17 protein-coding genes are annotated in these 18125 nt (G+C 61.5%); 5 read left to right on the top strand and 12 right to left on the bottom strand.

Annotation, left to right across the window (positions count from 1 at the left end; all coding sequences use genetic code 11):
• Positions 1-9: 9 nt before the first annotated feature.
• Both lipA and C4J92_RS23195 read left to right on the top strand, forming a co-directional pair.
• Positions 10-1011 carry a lipoyl synthase gene (lipA, locus tag C4J92_RS23200; protein WP_164484599.1) on the top strand — a complete coding sequence of 334 codons (1002 nt, stop codon included), beginning with the start codon at positions 10-12 and terminating at the stop codon, positions 1009-1011.
• Positions 1012-1451: 440 nt separating this feature from the next.
• Positions 1452-2372, top strand: coding sequence for an LD-carboxypeptidase (locus C4J92_RS23195; protein ID WP_124405380.1), 921 nt, complete (start codon positions 1452-1454; stop codon positions 2370-2372).
• A 111-nt stretch (positions 2373-2483) separates the two neighbouring features.
• Here C4J92_RS23195 and C4J92_RS23190 read toward each other — a convergent pair whose 3' ends face one another.
• From C4J92_RS23190 to leuS, 5 genes are all read right to left on the bottom strand, one after another.
• Positions 2484-3809, bottom strand: a complete 1326-nt coding sequence (locus C4J92_RS23190; protein WP_124405379.1) for a lytic murein transglycosylase — start codon at positions 3807-3809, stop codon at positions 2484-2486.
• Between the two features lie 62 nt (positions 3810-3871).
• Positions 3872-4036, bottom strand: a complete 165-nt coding sequence (arfA, locus tag C4J92_RS23185) for an alternative ribosome rescue factor ArfA (protein WP_078827381.1) — start codon at positions 4034-4036, stop codon at positions 3872-3874.
• A gap of 208 nt (positions 4037-4244) precedes the next feature.
• Positions 4245-5282: a DNA polymerase III subunit delta gene (gene holA / locus C4J92_RS23180; RefSeq protein WP_124405378.1), complete on the bottom strand. Its 1038-nt coding sequence runs from the start codon at positions 5280-5282 to the stop codon at positions 4245-4247.
• A 39-nt stretch (positions 5283-5321) separates the two neighbouring features.
• On the bottom strand, positions 5322-5927 hold the full coding sequence (gene lptE / locus C4J92_RS23175) for an LPS assembly lipoprotein LptE (RefSeq protein ID WP_124405377.1): 606 nt from the start codon (positions 5925-5927) through the stop codon (positions 5322-5324).
• A gap of 90 nt (positions 5928-6017) precedes the next feature.
• Positions 6018-8624, bottom strand: a complete 2607-nt coding sequence (gene leuS / locus C4J92_RS23170; protein WP_124371967.1) for a leucine--tRNA ligase — start codon at positions 8622-8624, stop codon at positions 6018-6020.
• Positions 8625-8885: 261 nt separating this feature from the next.
• Between leuS and C4J92_RS23165 the strand changes: the two genes are divergently transcribed.
• Both C4J92_RS23165 and C4J92_RS23160 read left to right on the top strand, forming a co-directional pair.
• Positions 8886-9203 (top strand): hypothetical protein, encoded by a 318-nt coding sequence (locus C4J92_RS23165; protein WP_124405376.1) that lies wholly within the window; start codon positions 8886-8888, stop codon positions 9201-9203.
• A 92-nt stretch (positions 9204-9295) separates the two neighbouring features.
• Positions 9296-10057 carry a YdcF family protein gene (locus C4J92_RS23160; protein WP_124405375.1) on the top strand — a complete coding sequence of 254 codons (762 nt, stop codon included), beginning with the start codon at positions 9296-9298 and terminating at the stop codon, positions 10055-10057.
• A gap of 121 nt (positions 10058-10178) precedes the next feature.
• On the opposite strand, the gene lnt is transcribed toward C4J92_RS23160, so the two are convergent.
• From lnt to miaB, 5 genes are all read right to left on the bottom strand, one after another.
• A complete protein-coding gene (lnt, locus tag C4J92_RS23155; RefSeq protein WP_124405374.1) occupies positions 10179-11702 on the bottom strand; it encodes an apolipoprotein N-acyltransferase in 1524 nt (507 codons plus the stop codon).
• A gap of 8 nt (positions 11703-11710) precedes the next feature.
• Entirely contained in the window at positions 11711-12550 is an 840-nt protein-coding gene (locus C4J92_RS23150; RefSeq protein WP_122483878.1) for an HlyC/CorC family transporter, read from the bottom strand.
• Positions 12551-12577: 27 nt separating this feature from the next.
• On the bottom strand, positions 12578-13051 hold the full coding sequence (gene ybeY / locus C4J92_RS23145; protein WP_124364542.1) for an rRNA maturation RNase YbeY: 474 nt from the start codon (positions 13049-13051) through the stop codon (positions 12578-12580).
• Positions 13044-14048: a PhoH family protein gene (locus C4J92_RS23140; protein WP_124364541.1), complete on the bottom strand. Its 1005-nt coding sequence runs from the start codon at positions 14046-14048 to the stop codon at positions 13044-13046. The genes ybeY and C4J92_RS23140 overlap by 8 nt, the downstream gene beginning before the upstream one ends.
• 205 nt (positions 14049-14253) lie before the next feature.
• Entirely contained in the window at positions 14254-15582 is a 1329-nt protein-coding gene (miaB, locus tag C4J92_RS23135; protein WP_124371962.1) for a tRNA (N6-isopentenyl adenosine(37)-C2)-methylthiotransferase MiaB, read from the bottom strand.
• A 132-nt stretch (positions 15583-15714) separates the two neighbouring features.
• Between miaB and C4J92_RS23130 the strand changes: the two genes are divergently transcribed.
• Positions 15715-16041, top strand: coding sequence for a DUF1820 family protein (locus tag C4J92_RS23130; protein ID WP_003194436.1), 327 nt, complete (start codon positions 15715-15717; stop codon positions 16039-16041).
• A 12-nt stretch (positions 16042-16053) separates the two neighbouring features.
• Here the strand turns inward: C4J92_RS23130 and C4J92_RS23125 are convergent, their stop codons facing one another.
• Together C4J92_RS23125 and hemL are read right to left on the bottom strand one after the other, a co-directional pair.
• Positions 16054-16608, bottom strand: coding sequence for a tetratricopeptide repeat protein (locus tag C4J92_RS23125; RefSeq protein ID WP_057724919.1), 555 nt, complete (start codon positions 16606-16608; stop codon positions 16054-16056).
• 226 nt (positions 16609-16834) lie between these two features.
• Complete coding sequence (gene hemL / locus C4J92_RS23120; protein ID WP_124405373.1) at positions 16835-18118, bottom strand: glutamate-1-semialdehyde 2,1-aminomutase; 1284 nt, start codon at positions 18116-18118, stop codon at positions 16835-16837.
• Positions 18119-18125 lie beyond the last annotated feature (7 nt).

Below are 18125 nucleotides of genomic sequence, written 5' to 3'. Positions count from 1 at the left end.
GTGCAAACCATGATCCCGACGCTGGACGTTACCGAGCGTCCAGCCCCGGCCCCGCGTGCCAAGGTGGAAGCCGGCGTCAAGCTGCGCGGCGCCGAGAAGGTTGCACGCATCCCGGTCAAGATCATCCCGACCACCGAACTGCCGAAAAAGCCTGACTGGATTCGCGTGCGCATCCCGGTCTCGCCGGAAGTCGACCGTATCAAGGCCCTGCTGCGCAAACACAAGTTGCACAGCGTGTGCGAAGAGGCCTCTTGCCCGAACCTGGGCGAATGCTTCTCCGGCGGCACCGCCACCTTCATGATCATGGGCGACATCTGCACCCGTCGTTGCCCGTTCTGCGATGTGGGCCACGGCCGTCCGAAACCCCTGGACGTCAACGAGCCGGAAAGCCTGGCTATCGCCATCGCCGACCTGAAACTCAAATATGTGGTGATCACCTCGGTCGACCGTGACGACTTGCGCGACGGCGGTGCCCAGCACTTTGCCGATTGCATCCGCGAAATCCGCAAACTGTCGCCAAACGTCATGCTTGAAACCCTGGTGCCCGACTACCGTGGCCGCATGGATGTGGCGCTGCAAATCACCGCCGCCGAGCCGCCGGATGTGTTCAACCACAACCTGGAAACCGTTCCGCGCCTGTACAAGGCCGCGCGTCCGGGTTCGGATTACCAGTGGTCGCTGACCCTGCTGCAGAAGTTCAAGCAGATGATGCCGCACATTCCGACCAAATCCGGCTTGATGCTGGGCCTGGGCGAAACCGACGAAGAAGTCATCGAAGTCATGAAGCGCATGCGCGAGCACGACATCGATATGCTGACCCTGGGCCAGTACCTGCAACCGTCCCGTAGCCACTTGCCGGTGCAGCGTTTCGTGCACCCGGATACCTTCGCCTGGTTCGCCGAGGAAGGCTACAAGATGGGCTTCAAGAACGTGGCCTCCGGCCCATTGGTGCGCTCTTCGTACCACGCCGACGAGCAGGCCAAGCTGGTCAAGGCGAGCCTGGTGTCGTAACACCGAGCTATGTAACGCCGCAGGTCCAATGTGGGAGGGGGCTTGCTCCCGATTGCGGTGTGACAGTCAATACACGAGTGACTGATACATCGCCATCGGGAGCAAGCCCCCTCTTATCAAACTTAAAATAACTCGCTGATTTTAAAGGATTAATTTTTCAGTTAAAAACTGAAATTTCACATTCAAAGATCGTTCCCACGCTCCTGCGTGGGATTGCAGCCCGTGACGCTCCGCGTCACCTGTGCGCAATCGCCGAAACTTGCAGCGCTTGGCGGGACGCGGAGCGTCCCAGGAGGCATTCCCACGCAGAGCGCGGGAACGATCACCTCAGCGCCAAGAATATTTGTAGGCGCCCCCAGTTTGCTGCGCGACAGCGCTACGTCGAAGAGGTAGTGGGGCCTCCCACATTTCGTTATGCGTCATATTAAGGAGAATTGTGCATGACTAGCGCCGTACCTGCATTGCGCCTCGAAGGCACCATCGGCCTGATCGCTCCCGCCGGCCCTGCCGCGCTGGACGTTGAAAAAGCCGGGCAATGGATGCGCGCCCGTGGCTACGAACTGCGCATTTTCCCGGGTGTGTATGAGCGCGACGGCTACCTGGCCGGCAGTGATCAAGTGCGTCTCAACGACCTGCATGCTGCCTTCGCCGACCCCGAAATCGACGCCATTTTCTGCCTGCGCGGCGGCTACGGCACGCCACGCTTGCTCGATGCGCTGGACTTCGACCTGTTGCGCGCGCACCCCAAGCCTTTCGTCGGCTACAGCGACATCACCGCCTTGCACCTGGCGATCAACCGCTACGCGGGCTTCGTCACCTTCCACGGGCCAATGCTCAATGCCGACTTGCTCGGTGGCAAGCAATCCCCCACCGAATCATCGCTGTTCAGCCTGCTGCGCGGCCAGCTTGGCGCCGGCAGCCTGCTGACGCACCCGGTGGCCTACCCCTTGACCACCATTGAGCCTGGCATCGCCTGCGGGCGTTTGTTGGGCGGCAACCTCTCGATGATCGCGGCGGTGATGGGTACCGCTTACGACATTGACGCTGAAGGCATCGTTCTGTTTATCGAGGACATCAACGAGCCGCTCTATCGCATCGACCGTCTGCTGACGCACCTGCGCCTGGCGGGCAAACTCGACCAGGTTGCGGGGGTATTGGTGGGGGATGTGGCTGGTGTGGATCAGGTGGGGCTGGAAAGACTGTTGAAACAGACCTTCGAACCGCTGTGCATTCCGGTGCTGTCCGGCTGGCGCAGCGGGCATTGTGATCCGAATCTGACGTTGCCGATGGGGGCTTTGGTGCGTTTGGATGCGGGGGAGCAGCGGGTGGTGTTGGAGCAGGATGTAGTGTTCAGCCGCTAAATTTTTGGTGTCTGCTAAACCGCATCGGGGGCAAGCCCCCTCCCACATTTGACCGCATTCCAAATGTGGGAGGGGGCTTGCCCCCGATTGCGGTAGTTGCCTTAAGCAGATTTAGCGATCTTGCAGTGACTCCAGCAGCTTCACCGTCGGATACCCATCCGCCGGCCAGCCCAGCGCTTGCTGCGCCGCTCGAATCGCCTTGCGTGTGTTGGCGCCAATGATCCCGTCGGCATTGCCCGCGTCGTAGCCCTTGGCGCTGAGCGCCGTCTGCAGGTCGATGCGTTGCGAGCGGCTCAGCGGTAGCTCATCCTTCGGCCAGCTCCCGCGAATCACACCACCGCCACCAAATCGCTCCGACAGCAGGCCAACGGCCAGTGCATAGGACGACGAGTTGTTGTACTTCAGGATCGCACGGAAGTTATCCAAAACCAGGAACGCCGGGCCACGGTAGCCGGCCGGCAACAGCAGGGCGGCGGACAGTTGGTCGACATTGGCTGGCAGGCTTGCGCCAGGCGGCAGTTGGATGCCCAGTTGCAGCCATTCGGCGACGGTCTTGCGGATGCCACCATCGGCTAAGGAGTAGTCGAAGCCCGTTGGCAGTGGCTGCACCTCGACGCCCCACGGCTGGCCTTTCTGCCAGCCGGAGCTTTGCAGGTAATGGGCAGTGGACGCGAGGGCGTCACCGGGGCTGTTCCAGATATCGCGGCGGCCGTCGCCGTCGAAATCCACGGCATGGGTGTTGTAGGTGGTGGGGATGAATTGGGTCTGGCCCATTGCGCCGGCCCAGGAACCTTTCATCTGGTCGGCCGCAATATCGCCGTGCTGGATGATCTGCAGCGCCGCCAGCAGTTGCGCCTGTGCGAATGCCGGGCGGCGACCCTCATAAGCCAGGGTAGCGAGGGAGCGAATCACCGAGTTATTGCCCTGGAACTGGCCGAAGTTGCTTTCCATGCCCCACACCGAGACCAGTGCCTGGCGATCGACGCCATACCGCTCTTCGATGCGCTGCAGGATATCGGCGTACTTGACCAGCAAGGCCTGGCCATTACGCACGCGCAGCGGCGACAGCGCGCCGTCGAGGTATTCCCACACCGGTCGGGAAAACTCCGGCTGGCTGCGGTCGGCGCGAATCACCGCCATGTCCGGGCTGACCCCGGCGAAAGCATTATCGAAGACGTCGGCGGTGATTCCGGCTTGCAGGGCCTGCGCACGGAAACCGGCCTGCCATTCAGCGAAGGTCTGGGTCGGTTGGATGTTCAGGTTGTCTACCGCCAACGGCGCAACGACGGCAGGCGCGACGGCCGGTAAGGTCTTCAGCGTGGGCAGGGGTTGAGCATCCGCGGCGGTGGGTTTTTCCGCGCAGGCGACAAGCAGAATGAGGCTGGAGGCAGCGATCAATTGGCGGAGGTGCCAACGACGGGAAAGACTAGAGGGCATGCACAGGTCCAGGGGGTTACAAATCCAGTGCAGACCTTATCATGCCAGAGGGGCGCTTGCCTTCAGGCAGCCAGAAAGTAAGAAGCCTCCCAGCTATTAGGCTGGAAGGCTTCGCGGCGGTAGCTGCCTTTGCCCTTGCCGGCGCGTTCTTGACGGCTGCGGAACAGTGGCTGGGCGATGATGGATTTGGCCTTGTTCGGGCCATGCTTGGATGGCTTTTTACTCATGATCTTTCTCTCGTTCGGGTGGGTGGAGCGGCGAAAATAATCTGCCTATATTGCGGCGCTGTAAAGCCTGAGAATTGTAAACACAAACAAAATGTGGGAGGGGGCTTGCTCCCGATGACGGAGTGTCAGTCACTGGATTTTTTGACTGTTACACCGCTATCGGGAGCAAGCCCCCTCCCACATTGGGTCTGTGGTGTTCTTGGGTGAGCTATTCGGCAGGCAACGCCAAGCGCTGGCCGGCCATCAACAGTGACAAACGGCTCAGGCTCATCCACGGTGAACCGGCCGCCTGGCCTTTGATCTGTGCATCGATGCGCTGCGCTTCCAGCAACAGTTGCGCCCAGCGTTGCGCCGAGTGCCGTTGCAGGGCTTTGCTCATCAGGGGTTTGCGCTTGTCCCACACCGGCGGTCGGGCTTGGCTGAAGCACTTGTCCAGCGGGATGCCCTGGCTGTATTGCAAAGCGATGTTAGCCAGCACCCGCAGTTCCCGGGCCAGGGCCCAGAGAATCACCGGCGGTTCCACACCCTCGCCGCGCAGCCCTTCGAGCATGCGCAGGGCGTGGGCCGGTTCACCGTTGAGGATCGCGTCCACCAGCCCGAAGACATCGAACCGCGCACTGTCAGCCACCGCGCCTTGCACGGTTTCGACGGTAATCTGCCCATCTTCCGCCATCAGTTTGAGCTTTTCGATCTCCTGGGCGGCGGCCAGCAGGTTGCCCTCGACCCTGGCGGCGATCAGCTCGACGGCCTCTTGCGTGGCCGACAGCCCGGACTGTGACAGGCGTTGGCGGATCCATTGCGGCAGCTGGCTGCTGTCCACCGGCCAGATCTGGATGAACTGGGTCTGTGGGCCTTCCACCAGCGCCTTGCCCCATTTGGTTTTCTGCGCACTGCCGTCGAGCTTGGGCAGGCTGACCAGCAACACCGTGTCTTCAGCAGGGCGCGCGCAATATTCCATCAACGCCGCCGCGCCCTTATCGCCCGGCTTGCCCGAGGGCAGGCGCAGCTCAAGCAGGCGTTTTTCGGCAAACAGCGACATGCTCGCGCCTGCCTGCAGCAGGGTGCCCCAGTCGAAACTGGCATCGGCACTGAACACCTGGCGTTCATCGAAACCTTGCTGGCGCGCCGCCGTGCGAATGGCGTCGGCCGCTTCCTGGCACAGCAACGGGTCATCGCCGCTGACAATATAGACAGGCGCGAGGCTACCTTGCAGGTGTTTGGCGAGTTGGGCTGGGGCGAGTTTCATAGGCAGGGCGAACGGGGCGCCAGGAGCGCCCCGTTTGGCTTACTCGACAGGTACTTCAACAGGCGACTGTTTCGGCGTGTTGTCTTCATACTCTTGCGCGGCTTTCAGGGCATCGGCGTCAGCCTTGGCCTTGTTGTCGGCGATTTGCTGCAGCTCCGCGAGTTTTTCCGGGGTCAGCAGTTGCAGGCGAGTCATCATGCGCTGGACCAGCTCACGACGCATTTCCTTGCGCACCTGAATGGTCTCGGAGTCTGAGCCCACCAGGTTGTTGCCGTCGTGGCTCACGACTTTCTGCACCTGGATCTTGTCACCCATCAGTGGCAAGTGATCGCGGCCTTGTACTTCGAAGTTGACGGTTGTGGTCAACTCGACATCCGACGCGCGGCCCGCACTGGCGTAGCTGATGTTGCGCTGGGTTTCGCGCTCATCGACCAGGTCCAGTTTGTAGGTGGCCCCGGTATAGACGCGCACACCGCTGTTTTCCAGGGCCTGGCGCAGCTGAATCACGGTCTCGCCGTAGGCATTGCGTGCGCTGACGTCGAGTTCCTTGAGCGACAATTCGTTGGTGCCGGTGCCGCGCAGCTGGAAGCCGCACGCGCTCAACAGAACGGCCAGGCCCATTACCAGCAGATTGCGTTTGATCATGTTTGTTGCTCCCCTTGAAACCAGGCGGGCCGTATCGAGGCCCTGAAGGTTTAGTTCGGCGCAGGGCTCAAGCCCTGCGCCCGATCCGATTTAGCTGGCGACGATATTGACCAGTTTTCCGGGCACTACGATCACTTTGCGGATCGTCAGGCCTTCGGTAAAGCGCAGCACGTTCTCGTTGCAGCGTGCAGCCGCTTCGACTTCTTCACGACTGGCGCTGGCCGGCATGTCGATCTGGCCGCGCAGTTTGCCGTTGACCTGAATCACCAGTTGCAGCGTGTCCTGTACCAGCGCGCTGTCATCCTGCACCGGCCAGCGGGCGTCGATGACGGCACCGCTGTGGCCCAGGCGGTTCCACAACTCGTGGCTGATGTGCGGCGTAATCGGCGCCAGCAGCAGGGTAACCGTTTCCAGGCCCTCGTGGATCAGTGCACGATCCTGTTCCGTGGCCTGCGGGGCTTTTTCCAGCACGTTCATCAGCGTCATCACCTGGGCGATGGCGGTGTTGAACTTGTGGTTCTGCCCTACGTCCTGGCTGGCCTGGCGGATAGCCAGGTGGGTGCTGCGGCGAATGGCCTTCTGCTCATCGTTCAGGGCGGCGACGTCCAGCTTGCCCGGCAAGCCCTGGCTGACGTGGGCATGGGCCAGGCGCCAGACGCGCTTGAGGAAGCGGTGCGAGCCTTCGACGCCGGAGTCGGACCATTCGGCGCTCATGTCGGGCGGCGAGGCGAACATCATGAACAGGCGGCAGGTGTCGGCGCCGAACTGATCGATCATCGATTGTGGGTCGACGCCGTTGTTCTTCGACTTGGCCATCTTCTCGGTGCCGCCGATTTCCACCGGCAGGCCGTCGGATTTGAGCTTGGCGCTGATGACCTTGGCTTTGCTGTCACGCTCGAGTTCGACGTCCGCCGGGTTGAACCAGGTGTAGGCGCCATTGGCTTCGCGGCGATAGTAGGTCTCGGCGATTACCATGCCCTGGGTCAGCAGGTTCTTGAACGGCTCGTCGGAGCTGACCAGGCCTTCGTCACGCATCAGCTTGTGGAAGAAGCGCGCGTACAGCAGGTGCAGGATGGCGTGTTCGATGCCACCGATGTACTGGTCCACCGGCAGCCAATGATCGGCTGCGGATTTCTCGACCAGGCCACCTTCATAGTGCGGCGAGGCGTACCGGGCGTAATACCACGAGGACTCGACGAAGGTGTCCATGGTGTCGGTTTCACGCTTGGCCGGCGCGCCGCATTTAGGGCAGCTGCATTCGTAGAACTCGGGCATGCGCGCCAGAGGCGAACCGGCGCCGTCCGGGACGACGTCTTCGGGCAGTACCACCGGCAACTGGTCTTCCGGCACCGGCACGTCACCGCAGCTTTCGCAGTGGATGATCGGGATCGGGCAGCCCCAGTAGCGCTGGCGGCTGATGCCCCAGTCGCGCAGGCGGAACTGGGTGCGCGAGGCGCCGAGGTTTTTCTTGATCAGCGCGACTTCGATCGCGTCGAACGCGCCCTGGAAGTCCAGGCCGTCAAATTCGCCGGAATTGATCAGGGTGCCGTGCTCGCCGTAGGCGTCTTGCCACGGGGCCGGGTTGGTCTCGCCTGCGCTGGTGCGCACCACGGATTTGATCGGCAGGTTGTATTTGGTGGCGAATTCGAAATCGCGCTCGTCGTGAGCCGGCACCGCCATGACCGCGCCGTCGCCGTAGTGCATCAGCACGTAGTTGGCGACCCAGACCGGCAGCTTCTCGCCAGTCAGCGGGTGCTCGACGAACAGCCCGGTCGGCAGGCCTTTCTTCTCCTGGGTGGCGACATCGGCTTCAGCCACGCTGCCACCTTTGCATTCGGCGATGAACGCCTGCAGCTCAGGATTGTTCTGTGCGGCCTGGGTGGCCAGTGGGTGTTCGGCGGCCACGGCGACGTAAGTCGCGCCCATCAGGGTGTCGGGGCGGGTGGTGAATACCTTGAGTGCGCCGGCTTCGCCGATCGAGTCGACGTTGTACGGGAACTGCACTTCCATGCCCTTGGATTTGCCGATCCAGTTGCGCTGCATGGTCTTGACCTGCTCGGGCCAGCCCGGCAAGTCGTCGAGGCTCGACAGGAGTTCATCCGCATAGGCGGTGATCTTGAAGTAGTACATCGGGATTTCGCGCTTTTCGATCAGCGCGCCGGAACGCCAGCCGCGGCCGTCGATCACCTGTTCGTTGGCCAGCACGGTCTGGTCGACCGGGTCCCAGTTCACGGTGCCGCTCTTTTTGTAGATCACGCCTTTTTCGAACAGGCGCGTGAACAGCCATTGTTCCCAGCGATAGTAGTCCGGCTTGCAGGTGGTCACTTCGCGGGACCAGTCTACCGCCAGGCCCAGGCTGCGCAGCTGGGTCTTCATGTAGGCGATGTTTTCGTAGGTCCACTTGGCGGGAGCTACGTTGTTTTTCATCGCGGCGTTTTCCGCCGGCATGCCGAAAGCGTCCCAACCCATGGGTTGCAGGACGTTCTTGCCGAGCATGCGCTGGTAGCGGGAAATCACGTCGCCGATGGTGTAGTTACGCACGTGCCCCATGTGTAGCTTGCCGCTGGGGTAAGGGAACATCGATAGGCAATAGAAAGTCTCCTTGCCTGGCTGTTCGCTGACTTCAAAGGACTTTTGCTCGTCCCAGAAGGTTTGTGCGGCATTTTCTATTTCACGGGGCTGATATTGTTCGTGCATGGCTACTTTTGAACTGAATAAGGGTGGCCTATTCCTCTTCGGTGCATGGTCGGGGTTGTTCGACACCAGAAAGCGGCGCGTGCGTGCCCAAACCCTGCGGGAAGTGGAGTTACAGGAAGCGCCGTAGCATACATGACCCCACTCTATCGAGGGAAACCCTGATTGCGCAGGCAGGGCCGTCTGTCGCGGCATCGGGCAGGCGCAGCCACGGGGGCTACGCTGTTTATTGGGGAGCATGTATTTCTTCAATGAGGTGAGGGGATGGCTGAATCGCAGCGAACTTTAACGAAACCGCAATTATATGAAGGATTGATCGACCGTTTGGGTCGGGCATTGGATGCCGCAAGAACCGCAGGCCGATTGCGTGGTGAACGGCCTCTGGAGCTGGAGTTGCAAGGCTTGAGCCAGGCAGAGCTTGACTTGATCGAGAACTATCTGGCGTTGCACCACCAACGCGCCTCCGATGGGCAGGCCTCCCCGCCAGTCCAGGCGCCTTCCCGTTCGGCCAAGGTGATTTGGCTGAAGGACTTGCCGGCCGGCCGCGGCCCGGAACGTTTCCGATCCGTACGGTGTAAGTAACCCGCGTTATCCGCCACTTTGCAAAATATGCTGGTAAGGATTGTTGCCGAACCCCGTTGCATCTAGGCTTCGGGCATCTTTGGAGATGCCCGATGCCTTTTCGTTATTTCATCAAACAATTGTTGCTGCCGCCCGGTATTTTCTTGCTGTTGCTGGCGCTTGCCTGGTGGTTTCGCCGCAGTCGACCGCGCCTGGCGGGGTGTTGCTTTGCCTTGGGATTGGGCGGGATGTGGCTGATCAGCCTGCCGGTAATGGTGCAGTGGGGCGCGCACGCCTTGGAGACAGCGCCGCCTTTGGCCCGCGAAGACTGGGCAAGCCTGGCCCAGCGTGCCGATGCGATTGTGGTGCTGGGTTCCGGGCGCGAGCGCGGCGACATTGCCTGGGGCACCGACCAACCCACCGGCATCGGTCTGGAGCGTGAGCGTTATGCGGCGCGGCTGGCCAAGGCGTCCGGGTTGCCGGTGCTGACCACCGGTGGCCTGCATTACGGCACGCCGCCCAGCGAGGCGCAGTTGATGGCGGTGTCAATGCAGGATGACTTCGGCGTGACGGTGCGTTGGAAAGAAGAGCGTAGCCGCACCACCTGGGAAAACGCCCAGATGAGCGCCGAGATCCTGTTGCCGCAAGGCATCAAGCGCGTGGTGGTAGTAACCCAAGCCTGGCACATGCCGCGTTCGGTGTGGAGCTTCGAGAAGGCCGGCTTTACCGTGGTGCCCGCGCCAGTGGGGTTCCTGGGCGTGGACAACGCGCGTCCACTGGGCGGCTGGATGCCGGAGGTCAAGGCGGTATGGCAGAGCGGGCAGTTGATCAATGAGGCGGTGGGGCAGGTGGGGTATCGGTTGTTCTACAAGTAGCACCGCAGGCCAAGTGTGGGAGGGGGCTTGCTCCCGATTGCGGTGTATCAGTATCAAATGTACTGACTGACACACTGCTATCGGGAGCAAGCCCCCTCCCACATTGGTTTTATGGTGTCTGTCAGACCGTCTTGGCCATTCGACCCGCCAGCAGCGCCCAACCGAACAACAGCACGCACACAATGATCAGCGGCCACGACCGCCATTGCAGGTAAGGCGTGAGGTTGTGCATTGGCACCACGTCGCCATAGAGAATGCCGCGCTCGAATTGCGGAATCTGTGCGGTGATCTGCCCAAACGGGTTGATCAGGCCGGTCACGCCGTTGTTGGTGGCGCGGATCATCCAGCGGCCGGCTTCCAGCGCGCGCATCTGCGCCATCTGCAGGTGCTGCAGCGGGCCGATGGAGCGGCCGAACCAGGTGTCATTGCTGATGGTCAGCAGCAGGTCGCTCTGGGCCGACAGGCCGGCGGCGAACTCCGGGTACACCACTTCATAGCAAATGAACGGTGCGATCTGATAACCCTTGGCCTGAAGCATCGCCTGGTCCGCGGGGCCGCGGGCGAAATCCGACATGGGCAGGTCGAAGAAGGCGATCAGCCCGCGCAACATGTCCTGCAACGGCACGTATTCACCAAAGGGCACCAGCTTTTGCTTGAGGTAGGTGCCATCACCTTCGCCGACCACGGTGATGCCATTGAAGTAGCGCTTCTCATGGCGTACTTCCTGGCGAATCGGTACCCCGGTGATCAGCGCGGTATTACGCTCGGCGGCGAACTTGCCCATCATGCCCAGGTAGCCTTCGACCGACTCCTTGAGCACCGGAACGGCGGTTTCCGGCCATACCAGCAGGTCGACGCGCCTGGAGCTCAAACTCATATCGCGGTACAGCGCCAGCTGCGCGTTGAGCTGCTCGGGGTCCCACTTCATGCTTTGTTCGACGTTGCCCTGGATGGCGGCCACGCTCAGTGGCGGGCCGGAGGGCGAGGTCCAGGCATGGTGCTTGAGCGCCAGGCCAATGGCCCAGGGTGCAACGAGCAGCACCAGGCCGGCGGCGATGAAGCTGTTGCGCTTGCTCGCCAACAGGCGCGGCAGGTTGCACAAAAGGGCTGCCGTCAGCGCCAGGGCGAACGAAATCAGCCACATCCCGCCCAAGGGCGCGAGGCCGGTCAGCGGGCCGTCGAGTTGACTGTAGCCGGAGTACAACCACGGAAAACCGGTGAGGAACCAGCCACGAAAGGCTTCCTGGCCGACCCACAACGCCGCGAAGGTCAGCGCATCGGCCAGGGGCGCTTCATTGCGGCGCAGCCAGCGTGCCCACAGCCAGGCGGGCAGGGCGAAGAACCAGGCGATGGCGGCGGTGAACAGCAGCATCAGGAAACCCGCCAGCAGCACCGAAGCGCCGCCGAAGTGGTGGATGCTGTAGTAGATCCAGCTGGTGCCGGCGCCAAACAGGCCGAACCCGAAACACCAGCCGCGCCCCAGGGCCTGGCGGGGTGTCAGCTCGCGCAGGCCGATATAGAACACACCGGCCGCCACCAGCGCCAGCGGCCAGATATCGAACGGCGCCAGCGCCAGGGTGGTGATGGCACCGGCCACCACGGCCAGCAGATTACCGGGCCAGCCGGGTGCGATCAGACGGCGCATTTCAGTCCTTAACGGGCAATAGGAGTCAAACGGATCAAGTGGATGCGGCGGCTGTCGGCATTCAGGATGCGGAAGCGATAGGCGCCGATCTCGGTGGTTTCGTTACGCTTGGGCAGGTGCCCGAACGCACTCATCACCAGGCCGCCGACGGTGTCGAACTCGTCGTCGGAGAATTCGCTGTCGAAGAACTCGTTGAAGTTCTCGATGGGCGTCAATGCCTTGATCAGGAAGTCACCGCTGGGCAGTGGCTTGATGTAGCTGTCTTCTTCAACGTCGTGCTCGTCTTCGATGTCGCCGACGATCTGCTCCAGCACGTCCTCGATGGTCACAAGGCCCGCCACGCCACCGTATTCGTCGATCACGATCGCCATGTGATTGTGGTTGGCGCGAAATTCGCGCAGCAGCACATTCAGGCGCTTGGACTCAGGCACGAAGGTGGCCGGGCGCAGCAGGTCCTTGATGTTGAAGTTGTCGCCGTTCTCCTTGAGGATCAGCGGCAACAGGTCCTTGGCCAACAGGACGCCCATGACGTCGTCATGGCTTTCACCGATCACCGGGTAGCGCGAGTGCGCCGAGTCGATCACGGCCGGGAGGAATTCGCGCGGGGTCTGGGTCGCCCTGATGCTGATCATCTGCGAGCGCGGCACCATGATGTCGCGTACTTGCAGGTCAGCCACCTGGATGGCGCCTTCGACGATGGCCAGCGCTTCGCTGTCCAGCAACTTGTTCTGGTGGGCCTCGCGCAGCAGCTCCAGCAGCTCCTGGCGGTTTTTCGGCTCGTGGGCAAAAGCCTGGGTCAGTTTACCCAGCCATGACTTTTGCCCGTTGCTCGATCGGTCTTCGCTCATAGCGATTACTCTAAATCCTTGATTGTTTCAGTTGAGTGTCGATTGGTTTTCGTCGTCGGCATACGGGTCGCGATGACCCAGTTCTGCAAGCAACGTTCGTTCCAGTGCTTCCATTTCCAGGGCTTCGTCATCGTCTATATGGTCGTAACCCAAGAGATGCAGGCAGCCGTGGATGACTAGATGGGCCCAGTGGGCCTCAAGTTCCTTTTCTTGCTCCCGCGCCTCGCGCTCGACCACCGCGACACAAATCACCAGGTCGCCCAGCAGCGGGATATCCAGGAACTCGTCGGGCACGTCGGCGGGGAAAGACAGCACGTTGGTCGCGTAGTCTTTCTGACGCCAGGTGTGATTCAGCTCACGGCCTTCGGGCTCGTCCACCAGACGAATGGTCAGCTCCGAATCGGCGGTGCGCTGGCGCAGGGCCAGCTCACACCACTGACGGAACTGTGCTTCGCTGGGCGCGGCCGCTTCGGTGGCCAGTTGCAGGTCAAGCTCAAGCATCGCGGCGCACGTCCTTGGACAGGCCGTCGTCGCGGTGTTCGAAGCGCTCGTAGGCCTCGACAATGCGCTGCACCAGAGGGTGGCGCACCACGTCCTTGGGCATGAAATGCGTAAAGCTGATACCTGGCACATCCTTGAGCACTTCGATCACCTGGCCCAGGCCCGACTTGGTGCCCTTGGGCAGGTCGACCTGGGTGATATCACCGGTGATCACGGCCGTGGAGCCGAAACCGATACGGGTGAGGAACATCTTCATCTGCTCGACCGTGGTGTTCTGGCTCTCGTCGAGAATGATGAAGCTGTTGTTCAAGGTGCGACCACGCATGTAGGCCAGCGGCGCGATTTCGATCACCTGGCGTTCGATCAGCTTGGCCACGTATTCAAAGCCAAGCATTTCGTAGAGCGCGTCGTAGAGCGGGCGCAGGTACGGGTCGATCTTCTGGGCCAGGTCGCCGGGCAGGAAGCCGAGCTTTTCGCCCGCCTCGACGGCCGGGCGCACCAGCAGAATGCGGCGAACCTGTTCGCGCTCCAGGGCATCCACCGCACAGGCCACGGCCAGGTAGGTCTTGCCGGTACCGGCCGGGCCGATGCCGAAGTTGATATCGTTACCGAGGATTTCCTTGACGTACTTCTGCTGATTCAAGCCGCGTGGGCGAATCATGCCTTTTTTGGTACGCAGGGCCACGCTGGCTTCGGCCACCGGATTGTTGGCCAGGTCTTCCACGGCGGATTCCTGCAGGTACAGGTGCACCGTTTCCGGCGACAGCTCACTGCCCTTGGTTTCGCGGTAGAGACGGCGCAGCAGGTTTTCCGCAGACGTGGTGTGTTGAGGTTCACCAATGAGCTCGAATTGATTGCCGCGGTTGCGGATCTCGATGCTCAGGCGTTGTTCGATCAGGCGCAGGTGCTCGTCGAACTGTCCGCACAGGTTGGCGAAACGGCGAGCCTCAAACGGCTCGAGGAGAAAACGATGGGGTTCTACTGTAGGTGCGTTCAAGGTCGCTTTTAGCCGCCCTTTGGCTGTTGAGGTGAAAGAGAGAATAACGCCACGCGCCGGTGTGCGAAAGCACTTATCCAGCGTAATTCCAGTGTGGGAGGGGGCTTGCCCCCGATAGCGGTGTATCAGCCAGTATATGCGGTGGCTGACACTCCGCTATCGGGAGCAAGCCCCCTCCCACATTGGATATGTGTTGACCTGGGAATTACTGGATCAACGAGCCACGCAACGAGTGCGGTTGCGCCGCATCAATGTGCACATCGGCAAACTGGCCGATCAGGGTCGGGTTGTCGCAGCGGAAGTTGACGATGCGATTGTTCTCGGTGCGGCCCTGCAATTCGCCGGGGTCTTTCTTCGAGTAATCGGTCACCAGGATGCGCTGGATCGAACCGACCATTTGTCGGCTGATCTCGAAACCTTGCTGATTCAGGCGATGTTGCAGCGCATTCAAGCGTTCCTTTTTCAACGCTTCCGGGGTTTCGTCCAGCAGGTCGGCCGCTGGGGTGCCGGGGCGCTGGCTGTAGACGAACGAGTAGGAGAAGTCGAAACCCACGTCCTCGATCAGCTTCATGGTCTGCTGGAAGTCTTTCTCGGTCTCGCCAGGGAAGCCGACGATAAAGTCCGAACTGATGCAGATGCCCGGCACGGCGGCGCGCAGTTTGCGCAGCTTGGATTTGTATTCCAGGGCCGTGTGATTGCGCTTCATCGCCGAGAGGATGCGGTCTGAGCCCGACTGCACCGGCAAATGCAGGTGTTTGACCAGCTCCGGCACATCGGCGTGGGCCTGGATCAGGCTGTCGGAGAACTCCAGCGGGTGCGAGGTGGTGTAGCGGATGCGCTCGATGCCATCGACGGCGGCGACCACGCGAATCAGCTCCGCCAGGTCGGCCAGGCGTCCGTCGTGGGTCTGGCCGCGGTAGCCGTTGACGTTCTGGCCCAGCAGGGTCACTTCGCGCACGCCGTTTTCGGCCAGGTGGATGATTTCCGCCAGCACGTCGTCAAACGGCCGGCTGACTTCTTCGCCACGGGTGTAGGGCACTACACAGAAGGTGCAGTATTTGCTGCAGCCTTCCATTACCGACACATAGGCACTTGGCCCGTCGATGCGCGGCTCGGGCAGATGGTCGAATTTTTCGATTTCGGGGAACGACACGTCCACTTGCGGCAGCTTGGTGGCGCGTGCGGCATCGATCATTTCCGGCAGGCGGTGCAGGGTCTGCGGGCCGAAGACCACGTCGACATAGGGCGCGCGGTCACGAATGGCCGCGCCTTCCTGGCTGGCCACGCAACCGCCGACGGCGATCACCATGTCCGGGTTGGCCAGTTTCAATTCGCGCCAGCGGCCCAGCTGCGAGTAGACCCGGTCTTGGGCCCGTTCGCGGATCGAGCAGGTATTGAGCAGGATCACGTCGGCATCTTCGGCGCGAGCCGTGACTTCCAGGGCCTGATGTTCACCCAGCAGATCGACCATGCGCGAGCTGTCGTACTCGTTCATCTGGCAACCGTGGGTTTCGATGTAAAGCTTCTTGGCCATGGGAATCGTCAACTGGTGGTAAAGAACCGCGCATTATAGGGGGCATGTCCATTGGTTCCTAGCACTGTGCATCGGGTGCCATGCTATAGTTCGCGCCCTCATTTATATCCGCCGATGTGCTACCCGCCCCCCATGACCAAACGTGAAGCTCCAATCTACAAGGTGATTTTCCTTAACCAGGGCCAGGTGTTCGAAATGTACGCCAAGCAGATCTATCAAAGTGATCTGTGGGGCTTCCTGGAAGTGGAAGAGTTCGTCTTTGGCGAGCGTACCCAATTGGTCGTCGACCCGGGCGAAGAAAAACTCAAGGCGCAGTTCGAAGGCGTGGTGCGCAGCTTCGTGCCGATGCATTCGATTGTGCGCATCGATGAAGTCGAGCGTTTGGGCACACCGAAGATCAGCGAGGCGCGGGGCACCAGCAATGTGATGCCATTTCCAATGCCAATGCCTGAGAAGTAAGGCAGCGCTGAATCAGGGAAGGGGTGAAAAGGGCGAACGCCCATCGGCGCTCTGCAATTCCTGCAGGTAATTGCGGAAAATCTGCCCCAGCACCTGGGTTGCCACTTCCAGTTCATCGCGCTGCATGTGCTCGGCGACTTCGTCGGCCGTGTCCAGCGCGTCTTCGGCGCCGTTGACCGCCGCCATTTTCAGCACGATGTAAGCCTGGACGTTATTGGCCGGTACGCCTTCGCCGCGAAAGAACATATTGCCCAGCTGGAATTGCGCCTGGGCGTGGCCCTGCAGCGAAGCCTTCTCGAAATAGCTCAACGCTTTGTTGAGGTCGACGGCCGGGTTCTTGCTGTCGTGGTAGTACTCGCCCAACTCGTATTGCGCTTGCGCATCCCCTTCATCAGCCTGTTTCTGGCACGCGCTCAGGGCTTCGGCCTGGGTGTCGGGCTGGGTATTGAGGGTGCAACGACCCATCGCTGGGATTAACAACGAGTTGCCGCCTGCTTGTGCATGTGCCAGCAGCGGCTGAAGGAGCAACAGGCAGCCCAGAACCAGGGTGCGGCCGGTGCGTTTCATGGGAATCGACTTACCTCTGACGGGGCGCGCGGACCCTCGCGGGGTCCAATAAGCGCGCATTATGAAATAAGCAGGCCTCTGCTTACAAAGTCTTTACTCGTTTTTCTGCTGCTTGGGCAAGTTATCTGCCGGATTGCAGGGCAATTCTCGAAAAAAGCGAGAAATGTCTGTAAGCAAGGTAGCAAATCTGACGTTGGCACGGGCAAACGTCAGAGGATGCCGTCACTTATTTCAGGGCCGCAAAGGCGCGCTCGGCAGCGTCCAGGGTCAGCTTCAACTCGGCATCGCCGTGGGCGATCGAGGTGAAGCCGGCTTCAAAGGCACTGGGCGCCAGGTACACACCGCCTTCGAGCATCAGGTGGAAGAAGCGCTTGAACAAGTCGGCGTCGCTGCCCATCACGTCTTCGAAGGTGACGATGTCGTCGGCGCCGCTGAAGTACAGGCCAAACATGCCGCCGGCCTGGGTGGTGACAAACGGGATACCGGCAGCGTCGGCCCGCACTTGCAGGCCGTCCAGCAGGCGGGTGGTGTAGTCGGTCAGCTCGGCGTGGAAGCCTGGGCGGCTGATCAGGCGCAGGGTGGTCAGGCCGGCGGCCATCGCCAGCGGGTTACCGGACAGCGTGCCGGCCTGGTAGACCGGGCCCAGCGGCGCGATGTGCTGCATGATCTCGCGCTTGCCGCCGAAGCAGCCTACTGGCATGCCGCCACCGATGATCTTGCCGAAGGTGCTCAGGTCCGGTGTAACGCCATAATGCGCCTGGGCGCCACCGAGGGCGACACGGAAGCCGGTCATCACTTCGTCAAAAATCAGCACCACGCCGTGTTTGTCGCACTGTTCGCGCAGGCCTTCGAGGAAGCCTGGGGCCGGTGGTACGCAGTTCATGTTGCCGGCGACCGGCTCGACGATGATGCACGCCACGTCCTGGCCGACTTCACCGAGCATCTGCTCAACGGCGGCGATGTCGTTGAACGGCAGGGTCAGGGTGTGTTTGGCGAACGCCGCCGGTACGCCGGCCGAACTCGGTACGCCCTGGGTCAGCGCGCCGGAACCGGCTTTTACCAGCAGGCTGTCGGAATGGCCGTGGTAGCAACCTTCGAATTTGATGATGCTGTCGCGACCGGTAAAGCCACGGGCCAGGCGGATGGCGCTCATGGTGGCCTCGGTGCCGGAGCTGACCATGCGCACCATTTCCATCGACGGCACGATCGAGCAGACCAGGTCGGCCATCTCGGTTTCCATCGCGGTCGGAGCACCGTAGGACAAACCATGCTGCAACTGCTGGCGTACGGCGTCCAGCACGTCCGGGTGGCTGTGACCGAGGATCATCGGGCCCCAGGAGCCGACGTAATCGACGTAGCGCTTGTCATCTTCGTCGGTGACATAGGCGCCTTCGGCATGCTTGAAGAACAACGGCGTGCCGCCCACGCTCTTGAACGCACGCACGGGGGAGTTCACACCGCCGGGGATGTGTTTCTGGGCATTGGCAAACAGGGTTTCGGAACGGGACATGATCGGG

Origin of the sequence: Pseudomonas sp. R3-18-08 (genome assembly GCF_003852065.1) — a bacterium.
Lineage (GTDB): Bacteria > Pseudomonadota > Gammaproteobacteria > Pseudomonadales > Pseudomonadaceae > Aquipseudomonas.
This window is presented reverse-complemented; position numbering and strand designations above follow the sequence as displayed.

Bases quoted from the DNA above. Each gene is read 5' to 3' on its own strand.
- C4J92_RS23130 (WP_003194436.1), top strand. From the start codon at position 15,715: ATGACCAAACGTGAAGCTCCAATCTACAAGGTGATTTTCCTTAACCAG.
- leuS (WP_124371967.1), bottom strand. From the start codon at position 8,624: ATGCACGAACAATATCAGCCCCGTGAAATAGAAAATGCCGCACAAACC.
- holA (WP_124405378.1), bottom strand. From the start codon at position 5,282: ATGAAACTCGCCCCAGCCCAACTCGCCAAACACCTGCAAGGTAGCCTC.
- hemL (WP_124405373.1), bottom strand. From the start codon at position 18,118: ATGTCCCGTTCCGAAACCCTGTTTGCCAATGCCCAGAAACACATCCCC.
- C4J92_RS23195 (WP_124405380.1), top strand. From the start codon at position 1,452: ATGACTAGCGCCGTACCTGCATTGCGCCTCGAAGGCACCATCGGCCTG.
- C4J92_RS23125 (WP_057724919.1), bottom strand. From the start codon at position 16,608: ATGAAACGCACCGGCCGCACCCTGGTTCTGGGCTGCCTGTTGCTCCTT.
- miaB (WP_124371962.1), bottom strand. From the start codon at position 15,582: ATGGCCAAGAAGCTTTACATCGAAACCCACGGTTGCCAGATGAACGAG.
- C4J92_RS23160 (WP_124405375.1), top strand. From the start codon at position 9,296: ATGCCTTTTCGTTATTTCATCAAACAATTGTTGCTGCCGCCCGGTATT.
- C4J92_RS23150 (WP_122483878.1), bottom strand. From the start codon at position 12,550: ATGAGCGAAGACCGATCGAGCAACGGGCAAAAGTCATGGCTGGGTAAA.
- C4J92_RS23190 (WP_124405379.1), bottom strand. From the start codon at position 3,809: ATGCCCTCTAGTCTTTCCCGTCGTTGGCACCTCCGCCAATTGATCGCT.
- lipA (WP_164484599.1), top strand. From the start codon at position 10: ATGATCCCGACGCTGGACGTTACCGAGCGTCCAGCCCCGGCCCCGCGT.
- lnt (WP_124405374.1), bottom strand. From the start codon at position 11,702: ATGCGCCGTCTGATCGCACCCGGCTGGCCCGGTAATCTGCTGGCCGTG.
- lptE (WP_124405377.1), bottom strand. From the start codon at position 5,927: ATGATCAAACGCAATCTGCTGGTAATGGGCCTGGCCGTTCTGTTGAGC.
- arfA (WP_078827381.1), bottom strand. From the start codon at position 4,036: ATGAGTAAAAAGCCATCCAAGCATGGCCCGAACAAGGCCAAATCCATC.
- C4J92_RS23165 (WP_124405376.1), top strand. From the start codon at position 8,886: ATGGCTGAATCGCAGCGAACTTTAACGAAACCGCAATTATATGAAGGA.
- ybeY (WP_124364542.1), bottom strand. From the start codon at position 13,051: ATGCTTGAGCTTGACCTGCAACTGGCCACCGAAGCGGCCGCGCCCAGC.